The 17,248-nt window shown below is 42.0% G+C and carries 17 protein-coding genes; 14 read left to right on the top strand and 3 right to left on the bottom strand.

Annotated elements, in window-relative coordinates; all coding sequences use genetic code 11:
- The first annotated feature begins 53 nt into the window (after window positions 1-53).
- The 3 genes from VS868_RS09040 (at window position 54) to VS868_RS09030 (ending at window position 3,448) form a co-directional block, all read left to right on the top strand.
- Window positions 54-2,423, top strand: a complete 2,370-nt coding sequence (locus VS868_RS09040) for a heavy metal translocating P-type ATPase metal-binding domain-containing protein (RefSeq protein WP_345596878.1) — start codon at window positions 54-56, stop codon at window positions 2,421-2,423.
- Between the two features lie 512 nt (window positions 2,424-2,935).
- Entirely contained in the window at window positions 2,936-3,190 is a 255-nt protein-coding gene (locus tag VS868_RS09035) for a type II toxin-antitoxin system prevent-host-death family antitoxin (protein ID WP_345596876.1), read from the top strand.
- The gene (locus tag VS868_RS09030) at window positions 3,191-3,448 is read left to right on the top strand and encodes a Txe/YoeB family addiction module toxin (protein ID WP_345596873.1); all 258 of its coding nucleotides are present in this window, start codon (window positions 3,191-3,193) and stop codon (window positions 3,446-3,448) included.
- A gap of 195 nt (window positions 3,449-3,643) precedes the next feature.
- Here VS868_RS09030 and VS868_RS09025 read toward each other — a convergent pair whose 3' ends face one another.
- From VS868_RS09025 to nirK, 3 genes are read right to left on the bottom strand one after another with little or no spacing between them, the layout of a single operon-like run.
- Window positions 3,644-4,261 carry an SCO family protein gene (locus tag VS868_RS09025; RefSeq protein WP_345596870.1) on the bottom strand — a complete coding sequence of 206 codons (618 nt, stop codon included), beginning with the start codon at window positions 4,259-4,261 and terminating at the stop codon, window positions 3,644-3,646.
- A gap of 2 nt (window positions 4,262-4,263) precedes the next feature.
- Window positions 4,264-5,043 carry a formylglycine-generating enzyme family protein gene (locus VS868_RS09020; protein WP_345596868.1) on the bottom strand — a complete coding sequence of 260 codons (780 nt, stop codon included), beginning with the start codon at window positions 5,041-5,043 and terminating at the stop codon, window positions 4,264-4,266.
- 28 nt (window positions 5,044-5,071) lie between these two features.
- Complete coding sequence (nirK, locus tag VS868_RS09015) at window positions 5,072-6,523, bottom strand: copper-containing nitrite reductase (RefSeq protein WP_345596866.1); 1,452 nt, start codon at window positions 6,521-6,523, stop codon at window positions 5,072-5,074.
- A 176-nt stretch (window positions 6,524-6,699) separates the two neighbouring features.
- Between nirK and ccoS the strand changes: the two genes are divergently transcribed.
- The 11 genes from ccoS to VS868_RS08960 all read left to right on the top strand — a co-directional run bounded on the left by ccoS (window position 6,700) and on the right by VS868_RS08960 (window position 17,227).
- Window positions 6,700-6,888 (top strand): cbb3-type cytochrome oxidase assembly protein CcoS, encoded by a 189-nt coding sequence (gene ccoS, locus VS868_RS09010; RefSeq protein ID WP_265162428.1) that lies wholly within the window; start codon window positions 6,700-6,702, stop codon window positions 6,886-6,888.
- A 4-nt stretch (window positions 6,889-6,892) separates the two neighbouring features.
- The gene (ccoN, locus tag VS868_RS09005) at window positions 6,893-9,085 is read left to right on the top strand and encodes a cytochrome-c oxidase, cbb3-type subunit I (protein WP_345596863.1); all 2,193 of its coding nucleotides are present in this window, start codon (window positions 6,893-6,895) and stop codon (window positions 9,083-9,085) included.
- A 5-nt stretch (window positions 9,086-9,090) separates the two neighbouring features.
- Window positions 9,091-9,276, top strand: a complete 186-nt coding sequence (locus VS868_RS09000; protein ID WP_265162426.1) for a CcoQ/FixQ family Cbb3-type cytochrome c oxidase assembly chaperone — start codon at window positions 9,091-9,093, stop codon at window positions 9,274-9,276.
- Entirely contained in the window at window positions 9,273-10,145 is an 873-nt protein-coding gene (locus VS868_RS08995) for a cbb3-type cytochrome c oxidase N-terminal domain-containing protein (RefSeq protein WP_345596860.1), read from the top strand. Before VS868_RS09000 ends, VS868_RS08995 begins: the two co-directional genes overlap by 4 nt.
- Before the next feature lie 27 nt (window positions 10,146-10,172).
- Complete coding sequence (gene ccoG, locus VS868_RS08990) at window positions 10,173-11,591, top strand: cytochrome c oxidase accessory protein CcoG (RefSeq protein ID WP_345596858.1); 1,419 nt, start codon at window positions 10,173-10,175, stop codon at window positions 11,589-11,591.
- A gap of 270 nt (window positions 11,592-11,861) precedes the next feature.
- Complete coding sequence (locus tag VS868_RS08985; RefSeq protein WP_266067953.1) at window positions 11,862-12,308, top strand: FixH family protein; 447 nt, start codon at window positions 11,862-11,864, stop codon at window positions 12,306-12,308.
- Window positions 12,308-13,009 carry a sulfite exporter TauE/SafE family protein gene (locus tag VS868_RS08980; protein ID WP_266067954.1) on the top strand — a complete coding sequence of 234 codons (702 nt, stop codon included), beginning with the start codon at window positions 12,308-12,310 and terminating at the stop codon, window positions 13,007-13,009. Before VS868_RS08985 ends, VS868_RS08980 begins: the two co-directional genes overlap by 1 nt.
- A gap of 377 nt (window positions 13,010-13,386) precedes the next feature.
- Window positions 13,387-13,977, top strand: coding sequence for a YceI family protein (locus tag VS868_RS08975; protein ID WP_345596855.1), 591 nt, complete (start codon window positions 13,387-13,389; stop codon window positions 13,975-13,977).
- A 102-nt stretch (window positions 13,978-14,079) separates the two neighbouring features.
- Window positions 14,080-15,300 carry a hypothetical protein gene (locus tag VS868_RS08970; RefSeq protein ID WP_345596853.1) on the top strand — a complete coding sequence of 407 codons (1,221 nt, stop codon included), beginning with the start codon at window positions 14,080-14,082 and terminating at the stop codon, window positions 15,298-15,300.
- 74 nt (window positions 15,301-15,374) lie between these two features.
- On the top strand, window positions 15,375-15,947 hold the full coding sequence (locus tag VS868_RS08965; protein WP_345596851.1) for a YceI family protein: 573 nt from the start codon (window positions 15,375-15,377) through the stop codon (window positions 15,945-15,947).
- Between the two features lie 5 nt (window positions 15,948-15,952).
- Window positions 15,953-17,227, top strand: coding sequence for an acetyl-CoA hydrolase/transferase C-terminal domain-containing protein (locus tag VS868_RS08960; RefSeq protein WP_345596849.1), 1,275 nt, complete (start codon window positions 15,953-15,955; stop codon window positions 17,225-17,227).
- Window positions 17,228-17,248 lie beyond the last annotated feature (21 nt).

The raw sequence follows: 17,248 nt of genomic DNA, 5'->3' as shown, positions 1-17,248 counted from the left end.
TTCCAACCCGCTCATTTTCAACCTTTGTACCCGGTACGAAACGAGCAATTTTTATGGAAGAACTTTCTTGCTATCACTGCGGTGATACGATTAAGTCATGCATCAGCTTTGATGATAAGTCTTTTTGCTGCAATGGCTGTAAAACTGTTTATGAGATCTTCTCAGAGAACGGCCTTACTTCCTATTATGAAATGGAGACGGCTCCCGGCGCCGCACCTGCCAAACTCGAGGGGAAATACGATTTTTTGAGCAATGAGAAGATCGTTGATAAACTCCTGGAGTTCAATGACGGCAACGTGCAGGTTATTTCGCTGTACATCCCACATATTCACTGCAGTTCCTGCATCTGGATCCTTGAAAACCTGAGCAAACTTAAGCCTGGGATCACTGCCTCACAGGTGGATTTTCCTAAAAAGAGCCTGCGCATTACCTATAATTCTGAAAAACTCACTTTAAAAGACCTTGTCCTGTTTCTTAGCAGCATTGGCTATGAACCCTACATAAGCCTTGATGACAGTGAAACCGGAAAGAAAAAGATTAACCGCAGTATAATCTACAAACTCGGGGTTGCCGGTTTTGCTTTTGGGAACGTCATGTTCCTCTCTTTTCCCGAATATTTTGAAGTTAATGAATACTGGCTGGACCAGTATAAAGGCCTTTTTAGGTGGCTCATGTTTGCCTTTTCCCTGCCGGTGGTTTTTTATGCCGCACAAGATTATTTTATATCGGCTTACAAAGGCCTGCGGGCCAACATCCTTAATATAGATGTGCCTCTTGCCCTGGGCGTGCTCGTCTTGTTTGTGCGCAGTACTCTTGAAATCATTTTTGACTGGGGCTCCGGATTCTTTGACAGCCTCACCGGACTCGTCTTTTTTCTTACCCTCGGAAAGTTCTTTCAGCAAAAGACTTACAATTTCCTCTCTTTTGAAAGAGATTACAAATCGTATTTCCCCATTGGTATCACCCGCATAAATCCTGATGGGAAAGAAGAAAGCATTCACGTTCATGACATTGAGAAGGGCGACCGTATTTTGATAAGAAATGAAGAGCTCATTCCCGTAGACGGGATTCTTATCAACGGCAAAGCACGTATAGATTACAGTTTTGTTACGGGAGAATCGGAGGCTGTAGAAAAGGAATCGGGAGACAAGTTATTTGCCGGGGGGCGACAGGTTTCGGGAATGATAGAGATGGAAGCCCTTAAATCGGTTTCTCAAAGTTACCTTACAAAGTTGTGGAGCAATGACGTTTTCCAGGTGAAAAAGGAAGATTCGTTTACCTCTTTCATCAATCACATCAGCAAATATTTCACCTCGGTACTGCTGTTAATCGCCTTTTCGGCCACTTCATTCTGGCTTTTTATAGACGTGGCAACAGCCATTAACGTCTTTACGGCCGTACTCATTATTGCCTGCCCCTGCGCCCTGGCAATGTCTACACCATTCACCCTGGGCAACCTGCTCCGCATTTTTGGGAACAAGAAATTTTACCTCAAAAACGCCGGAGTCATTGAGCAACTTGCCAAAGCCGATACCCTGATCTTTGACAAAACGGGAACTATTACTTCAAACAAGAAAAGCAACATTAGCTATGAAGGCGTCACTTTAACTTCGGAAGAAGAATTTCTTCTGAAGAATACCCTGCGCGCTTCAAACCACCCGTTAAGCCGAAGCCTTTACGATATGCTGGCCGAATATGATATCGTTGCGCCTGAAGAATTCCGTGAAATTACCGGAAAGGGAATTGAGTCTGTTTACCACAAACAGGCCATGAAAGTGGGATCGGCAGATTTTGTTGGAAGCACAACAGCCGGCACCTCCCTCAACACCTCGGTACATATTAGTGCCAATAATGAATATAAGGGCCGGTATGTCTTTTTCAACGAATACCGTGAAGGAGTGCAGGAGCTTTTTACTCAACTGGCACCACAGTACCACCTCTCCATTCTCTCTGGCGACAATGAAGGAGAAAAAACCAGGCTCACAGAACTTTTACCTGCCAGTACCCAGATGCTCTTTAACCAAAAACCGGAAGACAAGCTCGATTATATTGCCTCCCTTCAAAAAGAGGGAAAAAAGACCATTATGGTAGGCGACGGACTCAATGATGCCGGGGCCCTGGCTAAAAGTGAAGTGGGAATTGCCATTTCTGAAAACGTAAACGTCTTCTCTCCCGCCTGCGATGCCATTTTAGACGCCAGCCGCTTTGAAAGTCTGCCAAAATTCATCAGCGCATCTAAAAAGGCCATGAGCGTCATCAAAGTGAGCATGATTTTATCTTTTCTCTACAATGTGGTAGGGTTGTATTTTGCAGTAACAGGGCAGTTATCTCCCATTATAGCTGCTATTTTGATGCCGTTTAGCTCAATAAGCATCATTGCTTTTACCACAATATGCACCAACATTATTGGCCGTAAAATTTAGTCGCTAAAGGCCTTGCGGTGGCAAAATATTCTGAACCTGTGTTTTTTCTAAAAAAAAATTGGGATTTAGAGCCAAAAACTTATACTTTAGAAAGGTGATTATTTGTTTTCCTGCCCCATGGCGGGAAAGCGACGAGAAAGCAAACCCCTACTTGCTTCTTGTTGCTTAAAGCACCCTCCCAAACTCCCTTTTTGACACAGCAGAAAAAACCTTTCCCGGTAATCTTGTTATATTAAGTTTCTGAAGAACTGGTTTCCTCTAAATCAAGATCTCCTGTAATAAGATAAGATCGAAAAATACGAGGAGTCAAAAATGCCATTTTTGCCTGCCTTAAATACTGCATACCTTAAATGATAATTGCCGGCTTCCTGAAGGTAAAGCAGAAAAATCACCCGAAAACATTTTTCAGTATTAGAGCTTTTCAGAAATAGTGATAAGGAGGGTTGGTAGCAATCCAAAAATTGCCGGCTCATTATTTGTACATATATTTGTACTTTATTAATTACAATATTATGCAAGTAACAACTGTTTCTGACTTTAGAAAAAATATTAAAACCTACCTGGACCAGGTGGTAAAGAATTTTGAAACTTTAATCATAAATCGTGGAAAAGATTCTGGAATAGTTGTAATGTCCCTACAAGAATACAACTCTCTAATGGCTACAAATCAGGAGCTGTCTTCCCGAAAGAATGAAAAACGGCTAGATTCGGCAATTGAAAAGCTAAAAAGCGGAACGACCTTCAGCAAAGATTTAATTGAGGATTAAATGAAGTATATATTCGTTGATGAGTCCTGGGAAGATTATTTGTACTGGCAAAAAACGGACAGGAAAAAGTTAAAGAAAATAAATGAACTTCTAAAAGACATTTCCCGGAATCCTTTTGACGTAATTGGAAAACCCGAACCTCTGAAGCATAAATACACCGGATTTTGGTCTCGACGAATTGATAGCGAACATAGACTAATCTACCAATATAATGAAGGGGAAATATTAATTGCGAAATGTAGGTTTCATTATGACTGAATAAAGTGCTGCAGCCACCCCTGAACAAAACTAAATTGGGAATAGGAGATGCGGATTAAAAAAAGGACTGCCTGAGAGAAGAGCGCACCGCCAGTCTGGATTTTATTTCAGAATTTCTGGAGAACCCGAAATAAATTTCAGGTTTACGGTACAGTACTTTTCTCAGGCAGCCCCGACTATCTGATCTGATCTTACTTAATTTGAAACTTCAGTTTTAATAGCTTCTACGGTTTCGGTATTGTCTACCCCAAGGCCTTCCTGCTGGTGAACGAGTACCCCTTCTTCGTCAAAAACACTGATGATGTTGGAGTGTGAAAAATCTATGGGCGAGATCTTTTTATAGCTTACGGCCAGCACGGTTGCAAACTCACGGGTATCTTCGGGCGTACCGCGAAGAAAAATCCAGTGGTCGTCTTCCATTTCATTTTCTTTGGCAAAGGCATTAAGCCGATCGGGCGTATCGGTTTCAGGATCAATACTCACCATGATGAACTTTGTTTTATCCAGATACTCTTCGGGTACCTGCTTTTCGATGTTGCGCATATCGGCGATCAACCGTGGGCAGGCAGCTTTGCAGGAAGTATAGATCATTACCATGACCAGCACATTGCCGCGAAGATCTTCAAGCTGAATGTCCTCATAGTTTTGTGTAGTCCAGGTAGCAGGAAGATTATAGATAGACAATTCGGGCAGCTCCCCTTTTACTTCTGAATTGTTCACTGCGACTTCTTCAACCTTTGCTTCCTTCTTCTGGCCATCGTTACAAGCTGCTAAAAGAACCATAGAAAGCATTATAAAAGCTATTTTTTTCATGATCATAAATTTGTTTTTTCAATATCCCGGACGCATCTAAAGCCGAGGTTCTTTACAGCATATCTTGCTTTTACGCTTCCGCGGAAGGCATAGCGCATAAAGGCTGCATAGTTCATAAGATCTGTGGCGCCAACTGCGGCCGCCCCGCAAAAGAGGTTGTTATCACCTGTGCTGTCTTGCCGGGATTCTCCTCCAATCATCACCGAATTAAAATCGGAAGTCCATTCCCAAACCAGGCCGTGAAGATCATACACCCCCCAATAGTTCTTAAAGGTATTGCCAACCGTATTTTTAAAAGTGGTGGGCGTTTCATACCAGCTTAAGATGTATTGGTTATAAGATTTCTCGGAACGGGCATCGGGGCTGGTTTCGTTTGCCATGGCCACATATTCCCACTCATCTACTGTAGGCAACCTTTTGCCCTGGCACTCGCAATAGTTCTTTGCGGCAAACCAGGAGACATTTGTCACCGGCGAATTGGGCAGGTCTTCACTGCCAAAAGCCAAATCATTTTTCCAGCTGCGCAGGTAGTTCTCATCGGCAAACAGTTGTTTTACCTGAGACTTCCTCCAACGCGGATTTTGCTCTACAAACTCTAAGAATTCGGCATTGGTCACGGGATAGACATCCATCAGGAAATCGCCAACAGGAACTTCGGTTTTTGTTCCGTAGAGAGGAATAAACTCTCCCCCACGGATTTCGACCATTGAACCAGACTGGCTATAGGCCTGGCCCTGGATCATTATCGCGATGCATATTGCCAATCTGGTTAAGGTTTTCATTTCTTTAAATTTTATAGTTAGCTGCTAATTACTTCGCTTTCTTCACCATCTCGGCAGTCACTTCAGTTTTGTTGTTGCCCCAGTTATTATAAACATACGTCAGCACATTTGCAACATCCTCATCTGAAATGTTTTGCTTTGGCATTGCGCTGTTGTACACATTTCCATTCACTTCAATTTCACCGGTAAGACCAAATTTCACTACTTCAATGGCGCGATGAACATCGGCATTAAGATAATCTGAATCTGCAAGGGGAGGGAAAGCATTTGGGATCCCGTTACCGGTAGCCTGGTGGCAGGCAAGGCAGTTTTGGGTGTAGATTTGTTTTCCCCTTTCCATTTTTTCGGCTAAAGAAGTATTGGCTACAGGTGCATCTTCAGTTTCTTCTTCGGTAACTTCGGCAGCAGAAACTCCGGGGTTGTAAACTTTCTCTTCGATTTTACCACCATAGACTTTTTTATTCTCTTCTCCTTCAACTTTAAGGATACCCAGGGCTCCTTTGTTGAAAGCACGAAATATAGAGTGGTCAACCAATACAAGGTTTCCGGGTACCTCAACTTTGAATTCTACAATAGCGGCACCACCGGCAGGGATAAGAGTAGTTTGAATATTCTCGTTGATCAAAGATCCACCTTCAACATAAACTTTGTCGAAGATCTCTCCAATCACGTGGAAGGAAGATACCAGGTTAGGACCACCGTTACCTACAAAGAGACGTACGGTTTCACCAACCTTTGCAGTTAAGGCATTGTCACCTGTAAGGCCACCAACTTTACCATTAAATACTACATAATCTGCATCTTCATCAACTGCTTTTTGCATGCTGAAAGCCTGCAGGCCTCTTTCGCCATTCTCACCTTCAGTATAGAAATCACCCTGCATAACGTAGTATTCTTTATCAACCGGCTCAAGACCACCTTCTGGTTCAACAAGAATAAGACCGTACATACCATTAGCGATGTGCATCCCAACAGGAGCAGTAGCACAGTGGTATACATATAAACCAGGATTCATGGTTTTAAAAGTAAATACAGCTTCGTGGCCTGGAGCTACGAAAGAAGATTCGGCACCACCACCAGGTCCTGTTACTGCGTGTAGATCTATATTGTGTGGCAATTTACTGTCGGGGTGGTTTTTTAAGTGGAATTCAACTTCATCTCCAACGCGGGTACGAATAAAGCTTCCGGGAACTGTACCGTCAAAAGTCCAGTACACATAACTTACTCCGTCGCTCATCTCCATTTCTTTTTCTACTACTTCCATATTAACTATGAGTTTGGTAGCAGCTCTTTTTCCAACAGGTCTTGGCACCATTGGAGGAGCAGTCATTTCGGCTTCGCTCTCTCCATATACTTTCATTAGTTCGGGGTTTTCTTTAGCTGCAACTGCTTTATCGCAGGAAGTGAACACCCCTACTACAAGGGCTGCAAGAAAGAAAACGTATACAAGTTTCTTTTTTGAATGTTTGAAATTTTTCATGATCAGATGTGTTTAATATTAATTTCAGATACAAATGTCCGATTTAAGCTCTCTCTTTTATATGAGCCTAATCATATATGCCTGAATTTTTTACAAAAATATTTCTGATGAAACCTGACCGAAATCATATTTACAAGCTAACAATGCCTGTAGTTTTGCCTGATATATAAATAGGTATGAGCGTCATCTATTTACTCCTTACAATAAGCATTATTGTGGCGGTATTGTTTTTCGTTGTTTTTATAGTGGCTGTGCGTAACGGCCAGTTCGACGATGACTATACCCCATCGGTGCGTATTCTTTTTGAGGATGAGCTTGTAAAAGAGAAATCAACAAAATCGAGTAAAATTAATCAAGACAATTAAAAGAATGGAATTGCAACAGTTCTACTACGACAACAAAATCGTAAAAAAGTTCCTTTATGCCACCCTTTTTTGGGGCGTTATAGGAATGTCAGTCGGGCTTCTTTTGGCCTTTTTATTCCTTTTCCCCAATTTAACCGATGGCATTTCCTGGTTGAGTTTTGGACGCCTGCGCCCACTGCACACCAACGCGGTGATCTTCGCATTTGTGGGGAACGCTATTTTTGCCGGGGTATACTACTCCACCCAGCGGCTGCTCAAAGCCAGGATGTATAGTGACATCTTAAGTAGTATCAACTTTTGGGGCTGGCAATTAATCATTGTTGGAGCTGCCATTACACTGCCCCTGGGCTTTACAAGTTCTAAAGAATACGCCGAACTGGAATGGCCTTTTGACATTGCTATTGCTGTTGTATGGGTTGTTTTTGGATGGAACCTTATCGCTACAATCTTCAAGAGAAGACAAAGACATTTATATGTAGCCATCTGGTTCTACATCGCAACTTTTGTTACCGTTGCTGTACTTCATATCTTCAACAGCCTTGCAATTCCTGTTGGTTTGTTTAAGAGCTACTCAGTATATGCCGGAGTGCAGGATGCACTGGTACAGTGGTGGTACGGGCACAATGCGGTGGCATTTTTCCTTACTACACCATTCCTGGGGCTCATGTACTACTTTGTACCCAAAGCTGCAAACCGCCCGGTGTACTCCTATAAGTTATCTATAATCCACTTCTGGTCCTTAATATTTATTTACATCTGGGCCGGGCCACACCACTTATTATATTCATCACTTCCCGATTGGGCTCAAAACCTGGGTGTTGCTTTTTCTGTAATGTTGTTAATGCCATCATGGGGTGGTATGATCAACGGACTTCTAACCCTGCGTGGAGCCTGGGACAAAGTTAAGACAGATCCTGTTTTAAAATTCATGGTGGTTGCAATCACCGGGTACGGGATGGCCACTTTTGAAGGCCCAATGCTCTCTCTTAAGAACGTAAATGCCATTGCTCACTTTAGTGACTGGGTAATTGCACACGTACACGTGGGGGCTCTTGCATGGAACGGTTTCTTAACCTTTGGTATGGTGTACTGGCTGGTTCCAAGAATGTTCAAGACCAAATTATACTCTATTAAACTTGCCAACGCCCACTTCTGGACAGGTACCTTGGGTATTATCCTTTACGCCCTGCCAATGTATGTTGCAGGTTTTGTACAGGCTTCAATGTGGAAGCAATTTAACCCCGATGGCACCCTTGTCTACGGAAACTTCCTCGAAACCGTGACCGAAATCATGCCTATGTACTGGTTTAGGGCCATTGGAGGTAGTATGTATATCTTCGGAATGTTCATCCTGTTGTACAATGTTTACAAAACCATTAGAAGTGGTAGTGAAGTAACCGATGAGCTGGCTGAAGCAGCACCACTACAAAAGATCAGCAATAGAAGACTTGTGGGAGAAGGCTTCCACACCTGGTTGGAGCGCAAGCCGGTGCAACTTACAGTTTTAGCTACTATTGCGATTCTTATAGGAGGTATTATTCAAATTGTACCCACCCTGCTAGTAAAATCAAATATCCCCACAATTACCAGTGTTAAGCCTTACACGCCACTGGAGCTTGAAGGAAGGGATATTTATATAAGAGAAGGTTGTGTATCATGCCACTCGCAAATGATTCGCCCTTTTAGAAGTGAAGTAGAACGCTACGGCGAATTCTCAAAGGCCGGGGAATATGTATATGACCACCCGTTCTTATGGGGAAGTAAGCGTACAGGCCCGGATCTTATGAGAGTTGGAGGCAAGTATTCAGATAACTGGCACTTTAACCACATGTATGACCCTCAAAGTACCTCATCTGGTTCTATCATGCCCGGGTACAAATGGTTGATCACCAGCAAACATAACCGCTCTGAAACCGAAGCTAAAATGGAAGCAATGGTACAACTTGGAGTTCCTTATACCGAAGCCGAGATAGCAAACGCCCAGGCTCACATGGAAGAGCAGGCTACCAGCATTCAGCAAAACCTTTACAGCGATCCCGATTTTGTTGCCACTTACGAAGCCGATAAAAAATATGCTGAAGAGAACGGACTGGAATTTATTGAGATGAAAGATAGAGAGATCGTTGCCCTTATCGCCTATATACAGCGATTGGGAACAGATATTAAAGTGGTGAATTCAACAACTTCAACAAACTAACTGTCATGCTAAAATTTATAAAAGGACATATGGAGAGCATTGCAGGGATAGAGATCTATCCAATTATTTCCCTGCTTATTTTCTTCATCTTTTTTGTAGCACTTTTTTGGTGGGTCTTCACAGCTAAAAAAGACTACATCCATACTGTAGAACAAATACCATTAGAAACAGATAACGACCAGAACCTATGAGACAATCCATCCCAGCCTGGATAAGAATCCCCGTTTTCTTTCTCCTCATTGTAGGAGTTCTAGAATACTTTATAGACTCAGGTGATAATTATGCTTTTATTGAATTTCCACTGCTATCGGCCGTGCTGGTGGTTATCCTGTTATTCCTTATTGCTGCGGAAGCCATTCTTAATGCAATTGAAAATGTCATGTTTCAGGCGCTTACCCCTGAAGCTAAAGAGCGATACATGAGGGCTCAACAGGAGCGAATCAAAAAGTATGACTTAAAAAGGATCTACCGTAAACTTGCCGGTACACGCCCAATTTCTGAAGAAAAGGAGCTGGAGCTGGACCACAACTACGACGGAATTAAAGAACTGGACAACAAGCTCCCGCCATGGTGGCTCTACTCCTTTTACGCTTCTATAGTTTTTGCTGCAGGTTATCTCGCATATTACCACCTGTGGGATGGAGAAAACCAGGTAGCCGAATTTGAAAAGGAAATGCTGGCTGCAAAAATTCAGGTTGAAGAATACAAAAAGACAGCCCCCGATCTTGTTAATGCCGAAAACGTGGTTCTCCTTACCGAAGCTGCCGATTTAAAAAAGGGCGAGACAATTTACCAAACCAACTGTATGGCCTGCCACGCTCCCGACGGAGGTGGTGGAATAGGACCTAACCTTACCGACGAACACTGGATTCTTGGCGGAGGTATTAAAAACGTCTTCCACACAGTTAGTGAAGGTGGACGTGCAGGTAAAGGAATGATTGCGTGGAAATCTTCACTTAAACCGGCAGAGATCCAACAGGTAGCAAGTTATGTACTTAGCCTCCAGGGAACTTCTCCAGCCAATCCAAAAGACGCTGAAGGAGATATCTGGACAGAATAGAATTGAATTAAGAAAAGGAAGCAGGAAGTGGAAAGAGAAGAAAATAACTTTAGGGACAGAATAGGCACAATGAATGCCGAAGGTAAGCGCTCCTGGGTTTACCCCAAGAAACCTGAAGGGAGATTCTATAAGTACCGTACACACTTAACCTGGTTCCTGCTCCTTTTTCTTATTGCTTCGCCATTTATACATATCAATGGCCACCAGTTCATGATGTTCAATGTGCTGGAAAGGGAATTTTTCATTTTTGGGCAGCCATTCTGGCCCCAGGATTTTTACCTCGGGGTTACTGCAATGATCATTGCAGTATTGTTCATCACGCTTTTTACTTCGGCATTTGGAAGAATCTTTTGCGGCTGGATTTGCCCCCAGACGATATTCATGGAAATGGTATTCCGAAAAATCGAGTACTGGATAGAAGGAGACCGTGGTGCCCAGATGAGGCTGGACAAGCAGGAATGGAATGCAGATAAAATAAGAAAGAAAGGTTTTAAATGGTTCCTGTTCTTCCTCATATCATTCGGTATTGCCAATGTTTTCCTGGCATACCTCGTGGGAAGCGAAAGGCTGCTTAGATATATTACCGAAGGGCCATTCCAGAACCTGAGCACCTTTATAGCTCTTTTGATCTTCACCGGGGTTTTCTACTTTATCTTTTCATGGTTTAGAGAACAGGTGTGCACCATTGCGTGCCCTTATGGAAGATTACAGAGTGTACTGCTAGATAAGAAATCTGTAGTTGTTGCTTACGATCATAAAAGAGGGGAACGTTCTAAAGGTCGGTCAAAATTCAGAAAAAATGAAGATCGGGCCCAGCTGGGAAAGGGTGATTGTATTGACTGTTCCCAATGTGTACATGTTTGCCCTACGGGAATAGATATAAGAAATGGCACACAGCTGGAATGCATCAACTGTACCGCCTGTATTGATGCCTGTGATGCCATGATGGATAAAGTAGACCTTCCAAGAGGATTGATAGGTTTTTATTCTGAAGAGAATATTGAGAAAGAGGAAAAATTCAGGTTTAACCCCAGGATGAAAGGTTATGCTGCCATTCTGTTTGTATTGGTAGGGATTCTCTCGGGCATGTTGTTCTTAAGGACAGATGTTGAAGCCACAGTTTTAAGATTGCCGGGACAATTGTACGAGACTCACGATAATAATATTATCAGTAATGTCTACACCTTTAAACTTATCAATAAAACTACAGGCAGTTTTGAAGATGTACATTTTAAACTGATGTCGCACAAGGGAAGTATTGAATCTGTAACCCATGAAAGGATTATAGTTCCCGAAAACGGGCTTGCACAGGGAACCTTGTTTATCGAGATCCCGAAGGCTCTTTTAAAAGATGAAAAAAACAAGGTGGAAATAGGTGTTTACAGCGGGGAGAAATTGATAGAAACCACCAGCACCAATTTTATGGGGCCAAGGAGCTTCAGGTAAACGAGGAAACAATAAAGCCGGTACTTTTAAAATAAAGTGTCAATAATTGCTTCCGAAGAAAAAGACCTGAAAAAAATACCTGTCAAAAATGCCATTTTTGAAGCGTATATCAAGGCATTATAACGGGCACAGCAATGACAATAAAAAAGCCATTGCCCACGCAACAGAAGAAAAAAGAGTTACCTGATTTGAATAACAATCATTAAACAGGTAAAAAAATAATAGAACCACAGAGAGACGATGTCTCACTGGCAATAACAAAATAAGATCATGAAAATATCCTGGGGCACATCACTGGTACTGGCTATATTTAGTTTTATAGCGTTTATAATGTTTTTTGTGATTACTATGATCACAGATAAAGCTTACAGCCATGATTTGGTTGTAGAAGAATACTACAAAAATGAACTTACATTCCAGGAACAGTTGGATAAGACAAAAAATGCCAGCCTGCTCTCAGAAAATATACAGCTCGAACAAACTTCGGAAGGTCTTGTGATAAACTTTCCCCAGGAACTTGAGTTTGCATCCATAAAAGGAAATGTGTTCCTGTACCGGCCGTCAAACAAGCAGCTGGACTCTGAAATTCCTCTTTCATTGTCCTCACATCAATTGCTCGTACCTGATAGTCGCTTTATAGACGGCCGCTGGAACATCATTATTGACTGGGAATACAAGGGTGAAAAATTCTATTTTAAAGAGGATATTCTATATTAATGCTCTACTCTGCCTTTATACTGGGTATTCTTGGTAGTTTCCATTGTATTGGGATGTGTGGGCCTATTGCTTTTATGCTTCCGCTGTCTCGCGACAATAAGATCCTCAAGCTACTCCAGATTTTTCTTTACCACTTTGGGCGTCTGCTGTCCTATGCTCTTATAGGACTGGTGTTTGGGTTACTGGGCAAGAGTTTTGACCTTTTTGGAATGCAGCAGCAACTGTCTATTGGTATAGGCGTGCTTATGATCCTGGCTATCCTTCTTCCGTCGGGTATATTAAAAAAGGTAAATTTCTCCCAGCCGTTGTTCCGGTTTGTAGGCAGGATCAAATCTTCATTGGGTATCGCTCTTAAAAAAAGAACACCCGATACTTTTTTCACCATTGGGTTTCTTAATGGTCTTCTACCCTGCGGCCTGGTTTACGTGGCTGTCTTTGCTGCACTGGCTGGCGGTGAGATGCTTACAGGAAGCCTTTATATGCTGCTGTTTGGGCTTGGCACCATCCCGCTAATGACAACAGCAGTATACTTTGGTGGACTTTTGGGAGGAGGGATGAGAAAGAAGGTGCAAAAACTCATTCCGGTTTTTGTAGTTCTCATGGGCGTACTATTTATTATTAGAGGTATGGGGCTTGGCATTCCTTATTTATCTCCTGCGCCACAAACAGCTGTGGTCAATGCTGCAGCCAGCTGCCACTAAAATCTGTTAAGAATTTGTTATTTTCTATTCTTTCGTGGCAATCCATTTTTTAATAAATAGGACATATTCATCCCTATTTTGATTTTCAATTTCTAAAATTGTGGTTAAAATTTCTTAATCCCTTGCCAACACATGGCATCTTTTGGAACTTTGGAGACACATTTTATCGGTGAAAGTATGAGCATTATCAGCTTTTAGACGAGTGCCTGACTTAAGCTCAAGATTAACCAGCTCATTAAAAGGTAATTAGGCAAATGTGAAGGAGAACATAAAAATTTAGAATCAGGTATTATGAGAATCTTGCTGAAAGCTGACCCACGTCATACTCTACCGCTCATATCTGTGCCATCTTTGTACCATAATTAAAAACAAAAATCATGAACACAAAAAAGAACCTTTGGTTAGTAATTGGAAGCTTTCTGGTAATGGTCTTTTCTGCCAATACAATGGTAGGACAAACCTTTAATGTAAATAGCGGAGCCTCCAGTTTAAAAGTGGAAGGAACCTCAAACATACATGATTGGGAGTTAAGTGCAAAAGAACTCCAGGGAAGTATAAAGGTTCAAATGGAAGACGGACAATTAGTGAAACTTGATCAATTACAGTTTGCAGTAGTTGCCGAAAGCCTGAAGAGTGGAAAAGGAGGAATGGACAAAAACACCTATAAGGCTCTTGACACCGATAAACACAGAAGAATTACCTACGAATTATCAAGTGTTAAAAACCTTGATTGTACTTCAAAAACCTCATGTAAAGTTATTACCAATGGTGTACTTACCATTGCAGGAACCAAGAAGAACGTAGAATTGATCTTCGATGCCAAAGTTGCTGGTGACAAAATCACTCTAAGCGGTGATAAAAAGATAAAAATGACCGATTTCAAAGTGGATCCCCCTACAGCCATGTTTGGAACTATCACCACTGGAGATGAAGTGAACATTAAATTCCAGACCGTTTTTACTAAATAACCCTAATTCAACAACAAATATTAAAATTCAACTATCAACTTTTTTAATGTATCAAAAATGAAAAATCTAATTAAATATTCCGGTATTGCTCTCTTGATGGCCATGGGCTTTCAAGCACAGGCACAAGATGTAGATGTCTTGGTTGTAGAAGAAGAAAACAATCATTCCATCTGGGATAGAGATCTTCCCAACTTTAGAGCTCCAGACCAACGCGGGATTAATGAATTTGAACCAACAAAAGATACTGATTATGACTTTGATGGTGTACAGGTAAGAATAGGTGGAGCTTCCACAATTCAATTACAAGGTCTACGTCAGGAAAATGCTGCTGACGATCTTGCCGAACTGGGAACCAACTTTAACCTTGCTACGGCCAACCTTGATCTTGATGTACTCTTAGCTCCAGGTATGAGAATGCACTTGAGAACTTATCTTTCTTCTTTAAACCACAACGATGCCTATGTTAAGGGTGGATACATCCAAATCGACGGTCTTGAATGGATCAGCGAAGACCTTGCAGGCGTTATGGATAATTGGAGAGTGAAAATTGGTCACATGGAGAACAACTACGGTGACGCTCACTTTAGAAGATCTGACAACGCAATGGCTCTTTACAACCCATTCGTAGGTAACTACTTGATGGATGCCTTTACAACTGAAGTTGGTGCAGAGGTTTACTATATGAACGGTCCATGGTTAGCAATGGTTGGTTTTACTAACAGTACTATTAACCAAAGTTCACTTAAAACTGAAAGAGACCCTTCTTACCTTGCCAAATTTGGTTATGACAATCAATTCTCTGAAGATTTCAGATTTAGATTAACAGGATCTGTATTTCACTCTGGATTCAGACCAGTTGGTTCAAGAGGAGCTACACAATACCTTTACAGTGGTGACCGTGCAGGAACAAGATACTACAATGTAATAGAAGGTGATTTTAGAGCTGGTAGAATTAACCCTGCCCAAGGAGAAGAACTTACTTCTTTCATGATCAACCCATTCGTTAAAGTAGGTGGACTTGAGTTCTTTGGAATCTATGAAAATGCATCAACCGAAGATGATGACTGGAATCAGTTTGCAGGTGAGCTTATCTACCGCTTTGGTAATGACGAAGACTTCTACGTAGGTACTCGTTACAATACTGCAAGTAACGATGACGTTTCCGTTAACCGTTTCAACGTAGGTGGCGGATGGTTTATGACCAAAAATGTTCTTGCAAAACTTGAGTATGTTAACCAGCAGTATAACGATTATCCTGCCGGAACAGTTTATGACGATGCATCGTTCAATGGATTTAACATTGAAGCAGTTATAAGCTTCTAAGAGAATAAAAGATTTGTTTGAACTAGCCAGAAAATGGGGGAATTAAATTCCCCCATTTTTTTTAACTTTAAAAAATGAAAAAAATTGCGTTTGTCTTATTGGTACTTTTCTGTAGTGCGGTAACACGCGCGCAGGATTTTCAGAAAAGAAACATCACAGTGCTCCCCAGCAGTGAGCTCACTATCATTGGGGACTCTAATATTGCTGCATTCCAGTGTGAGTTTGATAATTCATATTTAGAAGATTCTCAAAATATCACCTTCACCCAAAATGGCAGTAAAATAGAATTTACAGGAGCTGTACTCATCCTTAACAACAAAGGCTTTGACTGTGGGAGCAAAGGTATTAACCGCGACTTTCACGACCTCCTGCAAACAGATAAACACCCCAGGATACTTCTCGAGTTAAACGAGGTGAGCATGTCTTCCCCCACAAAAGCAGTAGCAAAAGTTGGCATCACCATAGCAGGCAAAGAAAGATTTTACGAGTTGCCTGTAGCCATAAAAAATGCTGCAATAGCTGAATTTAAAGGAAAGCTGCACCTCAACATAAAAGATTACGGACTTGAAGCTCCAAAAAAGCTATTTGGAATGATCGTCGTTAAAGACGAAATAGACATTCAATTTAATCTACAGGTAAAAAAATAAGCAATATGAAGTTAGTAAGTGCTGCCCAGGCCGTGTCTTATGTAAAATCGGGTAACAGGATATTCATCCAGGGAGCGGCCATGACACCAAATATTCTTATTGAGGCCCTGGTAGAGCGCCATAAAGAGCTAAAGAACGTGGAGATCTTCCACATACATACCGAAGGCCCTGCACGTTATACCCAGCCGCCGTACAGGGAATCATTTTCTCTGAACAGCTGTTTTGCTGCCGGTAATGTTCGCAATGCGATAAATTCGGAATACGGGGCTTATATTCCTATTTTTCTAAGTGAAATCCACCTGCTATTCAGAAAGAACATCTTACCCCTTGATGTAGCTTTTATACAGGTTTCCCCTCCCGATAAGCACGGATTCTGTTCGCTGGGTCTTTCAGTAGATATTACACTTCCGGCTATACAAACCGCTAAAACAGTTATTGCACAAATAAATCCGCAGGTACCAAGAACCCACGGTGACGGGATTATTCACGTAAGCCAAATCACAGCCGCAGTAGAGGCAAGTTTACCTTTACACTCACACCTTCCTGTAGAAGCTTCAGAAATTGAGAAGCAAATAGGAAAAAATGTAGCCGAACTCATTGAAGATGGAGCCACCCTGCAAATGGGAATTGGCGCCATTCCAAATGTGGTGCTCAACAACCTCATGAACCACAAACGCCTTGGAATTCATACTGAAATGTTTTCTGACGGGGTTTTGCCTCTCATAGAAAAAGGCATCATCACCGGGGAAGAAAAAGAGGTAAAAACCGGAAAGATCGTTACCTGCTTTGCCCTTGGCTCCTCAAAATTATACGACTTCATAGATGACAATCCCGTGATCCATTTTAAGGAAGCAGCCTACACCAACGATACGGCGATTATCAGAAGAAACCCGAAGGTGACAGCGATTAACAGTGCTATAGAAATAGACCTTACCGGGCAGGTTTGCGCCGATACCATTGGCACCTACCAGTACTCGGGCGTGGGCGGACAAATGGATTTTATTCGCGGCGCTTCCCTTTCTGAAGGTGGCAAGGCAATTATTGCCATGCCATCAACCACTTTAAAAGGCATCTCCAAGATAGTTCCTAATTTAAAAGAAGGTGCAGGCGTTACCACCACCAGGGCACACGTACACTACATTGCTACCGAGTATGGTGTAGTGAATCTCTACGGAAAAAACCTGAAACAAAGAGCTAAAGCCCTCATCTCTATCACTCACCCCAACCATAGGGCAGCCCTGGAAGAGGAAGCTCATAAAAGGCTCTCCGGAATAAGGTAGACCTGAAAATACTTTCCAAAA

Source organism: Salinimicrobium sp. 3283s (assembly GCF_039602225.1).
GTDB lineage: Bacteria > Bacteroidota > Bacteroidia > Flavobacteriales > Flavobacteriaceae > Salinimicrobium > Salinimicrobium profundisediminis.
This window is presented reverse-complemented; position numbering and strand designations above follow the sequence as displayed.